Origin of the sequence: Micromonospora sp. MH99, assembly GCF_021442385.1 — a bacterium.
In the GTDB taxonomy this organism is placed as follows: Bacteria; Actinomycetota; Actinomycetes; order Mycobacteriales; family Micromonosporaceae; genus Micromonospora.
In genome coordinates, this window is sequence record NZ_MUZA01000114.1 from 1 (window position 1) to 12,183 (window position 12,183).

Consider the following 12,183-nt stretch of genomic DNA (forward strand, 5'->3'; position numbering starts at 1 on the left):
CGGGCAGGGCGGGCCGGGGCCGGGTGGGACGGGCAGGGCCGGCCGTCGGGCGCGCGGCGGGGGCCGCTCGGCGCGACGGGGTGGGCAGCGGTCGCCGGCCGGGGACCCCGCGACTACCCTCGTGCCCAGCGAGACGCAGGTCACCCGAGGACGAGGAGTCACGGCATGAGCGAGGCATTGGCCAATCTGCTGAACGAGACGCGCCAGTTCCCCCCGCCGGCCGAACTCGCCGCGCACGCCAACGTCACAGTCGACGCGTACGCCGAGGCGCAGGCCGACCGGCTCGCCTTCTGGGCGAAGCAGGCCGACCGCCTGGCCTGGTCGAAGAAGTGGGACGAGGTGCTCGACTGGTCGAACCCGCCGTTCGCGAAGTGGTTCGTCGGTGGGCAGCTCAACGTGGCGTACAACTGTCTTGATCGGCACGTCGAGGCGGGCCGGGGTGACAAGGTGGCGATCCACTGGGAGGGCGAGCCGGGTGACACCCGCACTCTCACGTACGCCGATCTGCACGAGCTGACCTGCCGGGCGGCGAACGCGCTCACCGACCTGGGGGTCACGGCGGGCGACCGGGTGGCGATCTACCTGCCGATGATCCCGGAGGCGGCGGTCGCGATGCTGGCCTGCGCCCGGATCGGCGCGGCGCACAGCGTCGTCTTCGGTGGGTTCTCGGCCGACTCGTTGAGCAACCGCATCCAGGACGCCAACGCCAAGGTGGTGATCACCGCCGACGGTGGTTACCGGCGGGGCAAGCCGTCGGCGTTGAAGCCGACTGTGGACGAGGCGGTGGCGAACTGCCCGTCGATCGAGCACGTGCTGGTGGTCCGCCGCACCGGCGAGGACGTGGCCTGGTCGGAGAAGGACCACTGGTGGCACGAGACGGTGGAAACAGCGTCGGCCGAGCACACGGCGCAGCCGTTCGACGCCGAGCACCCGCTGTTCATTCTCTACACGAGCGGCACCACGGCCCGGCCGAAGGGCATCCTGCACACCACGGGCGGCTACCTGACGCAGGCGTCGTACACCACGCACGCGGTCTTCGACCTGAAGCCGGAGACGGACGTCTACTGGTGCACCGCCGACATCGGCTGGGTCACCGGGCACTCCTACATCGTGTACGGCCCGCTCTCCAACGGCGCCACCCAGGTCATGTACGAGGGCACCCCGGACACGCCGCACAAGGGGCGGTTCTGGGAGATCGTCGACCGGTACAAGGTGAGCATCCTCTACACCGCGCCGACCCTGATCCGGACGATGATGAAGTGGGGCGAGGACATCCCCGCCGGCTTCGACCTGTCGTCGCTGCGGCTCCTGGGCAGCGTCGGTGAGCCGATCAACCCCGAGGCGTGGATGTGGTACAGGGAGCACGTCGGCCGGGGCGAGCTGCCCATCGTGGACACCTGGTGGCAGACCGAGACGGGCTCCATCATGATCTCCCCGCTGCCGGGGGTGACGGCGGCGAAGCCGGGTTCGGCGATGACTCCGCTGCCGGGCATCGTCGCCGACGTGGTGGACGACCAGGGCCAGTCGGTGCCCAACGGCGGGGGCGGCTACCTGGTGCTGCGCGAGCCGTGGCCGTCGATGCTGCGCACCATCTGGGGTGACGACAACCGGTTCATCGAGACGTACTGGTCGCGGTTCGAGGGCATGTACTTCGCCGGCGACGGGGCGAAGAAGGACGACGACGGGCACATCTGGCTGCTCGGTCGGGTCGACGACGTGATGCTGGTGTCCGGGCACAACATCTCCACCACCGAGGTCGAGTCGGCGCTGGTGTCGCACCCGTCGGTGGCCGAGGCGGCGGTGGTGGGCGCGACCGACCCCACCACCGGCCAGGCGATCGTGGCGTTCGCCATCCCGCGGGGCAGCACGGACATCGCCGGCGCGGCGGGTGAGCAGCTCATCGCGGACCTGCGCAACCACGTGGCGAAGACGCTCGGCCCGATCGCCAAGCCGCGGCAGATCATGCTGGTGCCGGAGCTGCCGAAGACCCGTTCGGGCAAGATCATGCGTCGCCTGCTGCGGGACGTGGCCGAGAACCGGTCGCTCGGCGACGTCACCACGCTGCAGGACTCCTCGGTGATGGAGCTAATCTCGTCCGGGATGAGCGGCACGAAGTCCGACGAGGACTGACGACAGGCGTACCCCATCGGTGGGTGACGGTCCGTCCGGACCGTCACCCACCGTCGTCTTTTGTGGAGGTACGACCACCGCGTGCCGCCGGCCGCGGAGGTTGGACGAATAACGCCTCCATCACGTTCCCGCCGTTCGGCGTGTTTCTCATTTAGTTTCACGGAGGTCGGTGGGCCTCGATGCGCCCCTGCGCGCCCGGAGTCGGCCGGCTTCCTCCGCCCATGCCCGAGAAACGGAGCGGCATGAACAGAAACTCCCATCCGGGGTCGCGTCGACGACTACTCGTCGCGCTGCCCGTCATCGCCCTCGCGGCCACCTCACTGACCGTGAGTGGAAGCGCGGCGGCGCAGCCGTCCACCACCCCCCGGGCGGTGATCGGGGCTGACGAGTACTACATCAACTACGCCGAGCCCGAGGTGCAGACGGACACCACCGGCCGTGAGGTCAAGGGCAAGGGTGGCGTCTACACCCCCGCCGTCGACGCCGCGCGCGCGTTCGACCAGAAGCACGCGCGGGGCAACCCGGTGACCGCGCGCCAGCTCGCGCAGATCGAAGCGAAGTCGATCAAGACGGGCAAGAGCCCGCGGCAGATCAAGCAGTCGCCGACCACGCAGACGGCGAAGCTGCTGACGCTGCTTGTCGAGTTCAACGACAAGGCGAACGACGACTTCACGAACGTGATGGTCCCGAAGACGGTGTTCGAGGATCGGACCTGTGTCCCCGGCACCGTGCAGAACGGGCCGAAGCACAACACCATCGCGAACCCGGCGACGCTGCCGCACGAGGACAACAACTCGATGTGGGTGCCGGACTTCTCGCCGTCGCACTACGACAAGATGCTGTACAGCAAGAAGGGCATCACCGAGCGGGTCCGCAAGGACCTGAAGGGCCCGGACGGCAAGAAGGGCATCGACCTCTCCGGTCGCACGATGCACAACATGTACCTGGAGATGTCCAAGAACGCGTACACGGTCGACGGGCAGGCCAGCCCGTGGATCACCGTTCCGCACTCCGAGGGCTGGTACGCGGCCAACCGCTGCACCCAGGACGAGAACGGCAACTGGGTCCCCGGCCGGGAGCAGTCGATGAACGGCCACCCGGACAACCCGGCTGGCGCGGGCAAGCTGGCGGCCGACGCGATCGACGCGCTCGCCGCCAAGGACCCGAGCTTCCCGTGGGCCGAGTACGACAAGGAGGACCAGGCCGACCGCGACGGTGACGGCAACCTCTTCGAGCCGGACGGCGTGATCGACCACCTGGTGCTGGTGCACGCCGGCCAGGGCAAGTCGCGCGGCGGCGGCGACCAGGGCGTCTACGCCGTCTGGGCGCACTCCTCCTCGGTCCCGGGTGGCTACAGCATCCCGGGCACCAACCTGAAGGTGTCGAACTACATCGTGCAGCCGGAGGACGCCGGCGTCGGTGTCTTCGCCCACGAGTTCGGCCACGACCTCGGCCTGCCGGACCTCTACGACACTTCCGGCAACGCCGACTCCGACGTGGACTTCTGGGACCTGATGGCCTCGGGTTCGCACTCGGGTGAGATCTTCCAGGCGCTCCCGACGCACATGGGCATCTGGGACAAGTGGGTGCTCGGCTGGGCCGACCCGTTGACCATCCGCCCCGGGTCCAACCCGCGTGAGGTCAAGCTCGGGCAGACCTCGCGTACGCCTATCGACGCCGAGGACGGCATCAAGGTCGACCTGCCGGACAAGGTGACGGTCCTGGCCACGCCGCACAGCGGCACCAAGATGTGGCACAGCAACAACGACCAGAGCTGGGCCGACGTCAAGCTGAGCCGCTCGGTCGACGTGCCCAACGCCGCGGACGCCAAGTTCTGGATGTGGAACAACTACATCATCGAGGAGGACTGGGACTTCGGCTTCGTCGAGCTGTCGACCGACGGTGGCGCGTCCTGGACCGAGCAGAAGGTGTACGCCGAGGGTGGCTCCGTGGTCACCACGCCGGACAACTACCCGGACCCGAACGGCCGGATGAACGACTTCGGCGGCAAGAAGTACGGCCTGACCGGCAGCACCGACGGCTGGCGCCACGACTACGTCGACCTGTCGGCGTACGCGGGCAAGACCGTCCAGGTGCGGCTGCGCCAGGCCACCGATGAGGCGTTCGAGGAGCGCAACTGGTTCGTCGACGACTTCTCGGTCACCGGCGGCGGCGCCACCACCTGGAGCGACGACGTCGAGGGCGGCGCCAACGGCTGGACGGCCACCGGCGGCACCTTCGTGGACACCACCGGCGCAGGCTGGAAGGTCTCCGGCGGCACCGAGGTGCACGCGCAGTACTACCTGGCCGAGTGGCGCAACTTCGACGGCTTCGACAAGGGCCTGAAGTACGCCTACGACACCATCTACTCGCACGAGGCGTGGAAGGTCGACCGGATCTCCTACAACGCGCCGGGCATGCTGGTGTGGTATCGGGACAGCGCGCTCGGCGACGTCAACCACGTCACCGGGCAGATGACCGCGCTGCCCAGCTACGGCGCGAAGGGCGGTCTGCTCATCGTGGACTCGCACTTCGACCCGTACCGGCGGACCGGCACGGCGGCCGAGAAGGACCCGTCGGTGACGGACAACCTGCCCAGCCGTCCGCAGTCGGCCAACGCGGCGTTCACGCTCCAGAAGACGTACCCCTTCACGGAGTGCCTGGAGGCGGCGGACGAGCCGTACAGCGCGTACTGCACGAAGTTCAAGGCGCAGGCGCCGGTGAAGAGCTTCACCGACGCCAAGGGCTGGTACCCGGGCATCGAGATGCGCGACGGGGCCCCGTACGCGCGGGACAACGACGCCTCCGTGGTGGTGCCGTCGCGTGGCAACGCGCCGTACACCACCCGGGTGACCAACCCGGACGGCAGCCCGGCGCCGGAGTTCTACGGCGTGACGCTGGGCGGTGGCGCGATCGTGCTCGGCACCGGTAACCCGGGCGACGCGGGCGTGCAGAACGGCGTCTCGTTGACGATCCGTAAGACCGCGCGGGACAACACGTCCGCCACGATCTACGTCACCCCGGCGAAGAAGTAGCGGTTTCGCGGAGCAACAACTGATGGTGGGGCCGGTGGCGGGAACGCCGCCGGCCCCACTGTCGTACACCCGATCATATTGATCGAAATATGTCGCTGTCTTTGCGCATGGCCAGTCCGCCCTGGTTCGCGGCGCAGATGAAGCGCAGGGGTGTGACGGTGAAAAGCGTTCCCAACAAAATCTTGCAACAAATCGACGCGCACATCTTCCCACCCGTCCCGGCAGTGTCTATGTTCACCATTGGTCCCACTAGTGGGATCGATCTATCACCGGCCCGTACCCCCGTTGGGTCGGTTCCCTCACACCGGAGGTACCACGTGCGCAAAGTCGCAGTGGGTCTGCTCGGGCTTTCGCTGACGGCGACGGGGCTGGCGTTCGGACCGTCCGCCAGTGCCGCGCCGCAGCCGAAGTTGCCGACGGCCGCTCCGTCGGTCGCCGAGCCTGCCCTTGCCGACCACGACCTGCCGAACCCGCTGGAGGACAAGCGGCGAGCGCTGCGCCAGGAGGGCCTCAACGAGGTCCTCAAGGGCAAGGCCAAGGCAGAGAAGATCAACGGCAGCACCGTCGTCAAGGTCGGTAAGACCCAGGCCGACGGGGCCAGCGCCCGCACCACCGGGGCGGGCACGGCCCAGACGGAAGACCAGTACGTCGAACTCTCCCGTCAGCGGACCGACAAGATCTTCGTGATCCTCGCCGAGTTCGGCAACGAGCGGCACCCGGACTTCCCGGACAAGAACATCGACCCCAACACCGCGGGGCCGACCAAGTTCGACGGGCCGCTGCACAACCAGATCCCGGCGCCCAACCGGGCGGTGGACAACTCCACCGTCTGGCAGCCGGACTACAACGCCGACCACTACCGGCAGCTCTACTTCGGCACCAACCCCGGTGACGAGTCGCTGAAGCAGTACTACGAGGCCCAGTCCTCGGGTCGCTACAGCGTCGAGGGCGAGGTCACCGACTGGGTCAAGGTCAAGTACAACGAGGCCCGCTACGGTCGTTCCGACGACCCGAAGGCCGACGACGACCCGACCGGTGACCCGAACGTCTGCGACAGCAACGTCTGCAGCAACACCTGGGACCTGGTCCGCGACGCCGCCAACCAGTGGGTTCTCGACCAGAAGGCCGCCGGTCGCACCGACGCGCAGATCGCCGCCGACGTCAAGTCGATGGACCAGTACGACCGGTACGACTTCGACGGTGACGGCGACTTCAACGAGTCGGACGGCTACATCGACCACTTCCAGATCGTCCACTCCGGCGGCGACCAGGCCGACGGTGACCCGATCCAGGGTGAGGACGCCATCTGGAGCCACCGCTGGTACGCGTACGCCTCGGACCAGGGCAACACCGGCCCGGCGAACTTCCCGGCCGGCGGCACCGAGATCGGCGACACCGGCGTCTGGATCGGTGACTACACGATCCAGCCGGAGAACGGTGGCCGGAGCGTCTTCTACCACGAGTACGGTCACGACCTCGGTCTGCCGGACGACTACAACGTGGTCAGTGGTGGCGACAACAACAACGAGCACTGGACCCTGATGGCCCAGAGCCGGCTCGGTGCCAAGAACGACGGTGGCATCGGCGAGCGCGGTGGCGACCTCGGCGCGTGGAACAAGTACCAGCTTGGCTGGCTCGACTACGAGACGATCGGTATCGGGCAGAAGAAGACGCTGGTTCTCGGCCCGCAGGAGTACAACTCGCCGGAGGCGCAGGGCGCGGTCGTCGTGCTCCCGGACCGCGAGTACACCTTCTCGAACGGCGCACCGTTCGAGGGCAGCAAGCAGTTCTTCACCGGCAACGAGGACGACCTCAACAGCACGATGACCCGGACGCTGGACCTCACCGGGAAGTCGTCGGCCGCCCTGGCCATGAAGGGCCGCTACAACATCGAGAGCGGGTTCGACTACCTGTTCTTCGAGGCCTCGACCGACGGTGGCAAGACCTGGGCGACCCTGCCCGGCACCGTCAACGGCAACCCGCTGAAGGAGATCTCCCCCGGGCGCTTCGCCCTGGACGGCTCCAGCAACGGCAAGTGGGTCGACGTCAACATCCCGATGAACTCCGTGGCGGGCAAGGTCGTGCAGTTCCGGCTGCGCTACCAGACCGACGGCGGCCTGTCCAAGGGCGGCTTCTACGGTGACGCGATCACCGTGACCGCCGACGGCCAGACCGTGTTCACCGACGGTGCCGAGAACGGTGCCAACGGCTGGACCTTCGCCGGGAAGTTCGAGATCGCCGCGGCCACCTACACCCGCTCGTTCGACAACTACTACATCGCCGGTACCCGGTCGTACACCTCGTACGACAAGTACCTCAAGACCGGCCCGTACTACTTCGGCTACGCGAACACCCGCCCGGACTACGTGGACCACTACGCGTACCAGGAGGGTCTGCTGATCTCGTACCACAACACCCGTTGGGCGGACAACGACACGTTCGCGCACCCGGGTGAGGGTCGGAACCTGATCATCGACGCGCACCCGGAGCCGCTGTACAACCTGACCGGTGCCCCCTGGCGGGCCCGCGTCCAGGTCTACGACGCTCCGTTCAGCCTGAAGAAGGCCGACTCGTTCACGCTGCACATCGACAGCCAGGCCAACTACGTCCGTGGCCAGGCCGCGCAGCCGCTGTTCGACGACACCCAGCAGTACTGGTACCCGGAGCTGCCGAACCACGGCGTCAAGCTCCCGGCGACCGGCCGGAAGATCAAGGTCGTGTCGCAGGACGGCATCAACACCACCGTCCGCTTCTTCTGATCCTCGGATCACGCGACACCCGCACCACGGCGATGCCCGGGCAGGTCACCTGCCCGGGCATCGCCCGTTTGCGGGAACCCCGGTCGCGCCCCGCGCGTCCGATCACCCGTGCAACCAAGAACCCGCACCACTGTGACCGGCGCCGGTCTGGCCGCCCTGCTGGCGCTCACCGGCTGCGCCGGAGTGCGGAACGAAGGAGACGGCGTGTCCACCGAGCAGACCCCGTCCGACGCCCCGTCGACCGGCGCACCCTCGTCCGCCGCCGCGCCGACCGGGCCCACCGATCCGACGCCGTCGTCCCCCTCCGGACGACCGTCGCGCTCGCGCGTCCCGCTGCCCACCCTCCGCCCGCCGACCGGCCCACCGCGCGAGCCGACCGACGCCCGCAAGGCCAACGTGCTGGCCGGACGGATCAACCGGGGCGGCGACGGCCCCTGCTACGGCCTGGTCACCGACGACGGCCGGCAGTACGCGCTGCACGGCACCGGCAAGGGCACCTTCGCCGTCGGCACGACAGTCCGGGTGACCATCGGCCCGGCCGACCCGACCGCCGACTGCGGCCCCGGCACCCCGGCCAGCATCGTCGACATCAGCCCGGTCGGCTGACCGTCGCCCGACGCTCCCGGGCCGGCGAAACGGCCGCCCGCCGACGGGGGTCCTAGGCTGTCAACCATGACCGACCAGCGCGGCGGAACCGTCGACGAGTCCTGTGTCCTCACCGAGGGGCCGTGGACGCACCGTTTCGTCGGCGCCAACGGCACCCGGTTCCACGTGGTCGAGGCCGGCACCGGGCCGATGGTGCTCTTCCTGCACGGCTTCCCCGAGCACTGGTGGGCCTGGCACCAGATGCTCCCGGCGGTTGCCGACGCCGGCTTCCGCGCGGTAGCCGTGGACCTGCGCGGGTACGGCGCCAGCGACAAACCACCCCGGGGGTACGACGGCTACACGCTCGCCGCCGACATCGCCGGCCTGATCCGTGCGCTGGGCGAACGATCGGCGACTGTCGTCGGCAGCGGCGTCGGCGGCATGGTCGCCTGGACCGTGGCGTCGTTCCACCCGTCGCTGGTCCGGCGGTTGGTGGTCCTGGGAGCACCCCACCCGCTGCGGCTGCGCGCCGCCATCTTCGCCGACCCACGCGGGCAGTTCGCCGCCTCCACCCCGGCGTTGAAGTTCCAGCTCCCCCGCTACGAGCACGTGCTCACCAAGGACGGCGGGGCGGCCGTCGGGGAGATCCTGCGCCGCTGGGCCGGGCCGCGCTGGGCGGCGAGCCCGGGCTTCGAGGCGTACGCCGAGCGGTGCCGGGAGGCGATGCGCATCCCACAGGCCGCCTTCTGCGCGCTGGAAGGCTACCGCTGGGCCTTCCGTTCGGTGCTGCGGCTGCACGGCTACCGGTTCGTCCGGCTCATGCAGAAGCCGCTGGTCACCCCTACCCTGCAACTGCACGGCGCACGGGACGTCGCCGCCCTGCCACGAACCGCCCTGGGGTCCGGCCGGTACGTCGTGGCGCCGTACGAGTGGCGCCTGCTCGACGGGGTGGGGCACTTCCCCCACCTGGAAGCTCCCGAGCTGGTCCTCGGCGAGATCCTGCGGTGGGCCAAGTCCTGATCGATCAGACCCGCTGCTCGCGCAGGTCGGTGACCTCGGCGGCCGGCGCCCAGCCCTGGTAGACGCCGAAGTCGAAGACCTCCAGCCGCATGGCCTCGGCCACCGGCCAGCGACCGCCGGTGTACTCCACCCGCAGCCAGGCGTCGTGTTTCCCGAGCACGATGAACGGTTGCCCCTGCCACGTGCAGGTGGTCCGCACGTACGCCAGGTCCTCGATCTCGCTCGCCGGCAGCACCCGCACGTACCGGCCCGGACGGATCTCCTCGAAGCCCTCACCCGGCTCCGGCTGGTAGAGCCGGATGTCGTCGCCGTCCGGGCTCGCCTGGTACTCCCGGCCCCGCCAGCGGGCCACGTAGCCGTCGCGCATCACGCCTCCGGAACCCGTCGCCAGATGACCGCGTCGGTGTCGAGCACCGCGATCACCCGCTCGGTGCCGTCCCCGCCGATGCGCCAGAGCTGCGCGCCGTGCGGGAGGCGGGCACTGTCCACCTTGAACTCCGCCACCACGTCGCTGCTCTCACCCGGGGCGAAGCCGTTGCCCCGGAACGGCGGGCGTTCGATGACCCAACCCTCCATGGCCCGCATCGCCGGCTCGTTCTGACCGCCGTACGGGATCCGGTAGAGGCTGGGCCGGTGCGCCGGCCAGCGCAGCACGTAGATCTCCTCCGCGTCGCGTACGAACGGTGACCCCGGGTAGCTCAGGCCCAGCGCGTCGTGCAGCTCGGCCGGCGTGGTCAGGTGCGCCAACTCGCCGGCCCGGTGCACGAAGCCGGACACCCGGTCGTACCCGCGCTCCAGGTAGTACGCGAGCTGACTCGGCGCGATCGCCTTCTGCATCACCGTCGGACGGGCCGGGTCGACCGCCGCCGGAGCGTACCGGGGGCGGGCCGTGGGTTCCGCCTCGACCGCCGGCTCCTGCGGGTCGACCTCCAGATCGTCGCCGAGCCCCACCTCGGCGGCCCAGTTGGCCAACGCGACGATCTGGTCGCCGGGCAGCTTCGCGCCGACGGCCGTGCCCGGGTTGACGGCGAACGACCAGTCCTCGTCCGGCCAGCGCCGGATCAGCTGGGCGAACTTCACCCGGACGGTGTCGACGTCACCCTCGACGTGGTCGGCGAGGCGCTCCGGGGACGTGTAGACCACCACGTACGTCTCGCCGTCGAGCTGGGCGGTACGCCACACGAAGCCCGGGTCGCCGGGACGGCTGCCGCGCACCGAGTCCGCCGCCGACGGAAGCAGGACCCGGGCCAACAGCAGGGTGGACAGGAACGTGTCCGTGCTGCCCGCGCCGGCCGCGCCGAGCAGGTCCTCCTCGACGGTGTTGGCCGGCTCGAACTGCACCGGAGCCGGCTCGTCGACCACCGCACGCTTGTCGTCCACGACCGGGCGCTCGTCGTCGGCGCGTACCGTCTCCGGCTCGTAGCCCACCGGGGATCGGGGCGCCGACCAACCGGCCGAGCCGCCGCCGCTCAGGTCGTCACCGCTGAGGCCAGCGCCGCTCAAGCCAGCGCCGCTCAGGTCGTCACCGCTGAGGCCAGCGCCGCTCAAGCCAGCGCCGCTCAGGTCGTCACCGCTGAGGCCAGCGCCGCTCAAGCCAGCGCCGCTCAGGTCGGAGCCGCTCAGGCCAGCGCCGCTCAGGCCAGCGCCGCTCAGGTCAGCGCCGCTCAGGTCGGAGCCGGCCGGATCGAACGGGCCCGCGCCGGTGCTGTCCGTGCCGAACAGGCCGGCGGCGGTCTCGGGGGGATCGGCCAGGCCCGTGCCGGTGTCGGCTGCTTCGAACGGAGCCGTGCCGGACGAGGCGGGCGTGAACGACGAGGGCACGCCGAACGGATCCGGGGCCGCGGCGGAGGGTCCGGGAGCGAAGGGGCCGGGCATCGAGGCCCCGGGAACAGCGGGACCGGGCGCGGCCGGGTCGGGCGCGGGCGGACCGAACGGCGGCGGGCCGGCGGTCGTCGGGCCGGCCGTCGTCGGGCCGGGTCGCCGTGCCGTGTCGAACGCGGGAGCGCCCTCGGTGGGGTCGAGGAGATCGCGGGACTCGATGATGGTGCCCTCGATGACGATGGGCGTGAAGCCGCGACGCGGGGCGGGTGGGCCGGAGACCGGCTCCGCGACCGACGGAGGCAGTTCCTCCACCGGCTCGAAGCGCTGCCGGTCACCGGGGCGGCCACGCGGGATCGCCTGGGTCTCGTCGGCCGTCGGAACGGGCCCTCCGACGCCTGTCGGTGACGGCTCGCCCGCGGCTGGGCCGGGCACCCGGAACGCATGGGTGGGTTCCTCGGCCAACGGTGTGGGCCGTCGCGGTGGCAGAGGTTGGGTGGCCTCGTCGTCAGTCGCGGGCGCTCGTACCACCCGGGACGCGCCCAGGTCGCCGGCCGGTGGCCGCAGCGGTCGGGTGGCGTCCGGTGTCGGCATCGGGAAGGCCGAGGCCGCGCTGTCGCCGCCCGGCGCGTCCGCGGGACGGCGACGCGGGAAGGGCTGGCTGCCGCGCCCGAACCGGGACGGGGGCACCGCGCGGTCGCCCGGCCGGGCGTCCCCGGAGACCGGGCCGGACGCTCGACCGGACGTCGGCTCGAAGAAGGAGCGCCGGCCACCCTGGGTGTTGCCGTCACCGGCGGCCGGACCGTCGCCGTCGCCCGCCGGACGGCTCGCGGACG

General features: G+C 70.3%; 7 protein-coding genes. 5 read left to right on the forward strand and 2 right to left on the reverse strand.

What is annotated here, in order from left to right:
• The first annotated feature begins 165 nt into the window (after positions 1–165).
• The 5 genes from acs (at position 166) to B0E54_RS31150 (ending at position 9,529) form a co-directional block, all read left to right on the forward strand.
• Positions 166–2,130 carry an acetate--CoA ligase gene (gene acs / locus B0E54_RS31130; protein ID WP_234591379.1) on the forward strand — a complete coding sequence of 655 codons (1,965 nt, stop codon included), beginning with the start codon at positions 166–168 and terminating at the stop codon, positions 2,128–2,130.
• Positions 2,131–2,372: 242 nt separating this feature from the next.
• Positions 2,373–5,165, forward strand: a complete 2,793-nt coding sequence (locus B0E54_RS31135; RefSeq protein WP_234591382.1) for an immune inhibitor A domain-containing protein — start codon at positions 2,373–2,375, stop codon at positions 5,163–5,165.
• Positions 5,166–5,497: 332 nt separating this feature from the next.
• Positions 5,498–7,924, forward strand: coding sequence for an immune inhibitor A domain-containing protein (locus tag B0E54_RS31140; protein ID WP_234591394.1), 2,427 nt, complete (start codon positions 5,498–5,500; stop codon positions 7,922–7,924).
• Between the two features lie 204 nt (positions 7,925–8,128).
• Positions 8,129–8,530 (forward strand): hypothetical protein, encoded by a 402-nt coding sequence (locus B0E54_RS31145; RefSeq protein WP_234591384.1) that lies wholly within the window; start codon positions 8,129–8,131, stop codon positions 8,528–8,530.
• A 66-nt stretch (positions 8,531–8,596) separates the two neighbouring features.
• Positions 8,597–9,529: an alpha/beta fold hydrolase gene (locus B0E54_RS31150; protein ID WP_234591387.1), complete on the forward strand. Its 933-nt coding sequence runs from the start codon at positions 8,597–8,599 to the stop codon at positions 9,527–9,529.
• A 4-nt stretch (positions 9,530–9,533) separates the two neighbouring features.
• Here B0E54_RS31150 and B0E54_RS31155 read toward each other — a convergent pair whose 3' ends face one another.
• Entirely contained in the window at positions 9,534–9,899 is a 366-nt protein-coding gene (locus tag B0E54_RS31155; RefSeq protein WP_234591389.1) for a hypothetical protein, read from the reverse strand.
• Positions 9,896–12,183, reverse strand: a 2,288-nt coding sequence (locus B0E54_RS31160) for an SseB family protein (RefSeq protein WP_234591392.1), incomplete at its 5' end; no start/stop codon positions are given. The genes B0E54_RS31155 and B0E54_RS31160, both read right to left, overlap by 4 nt.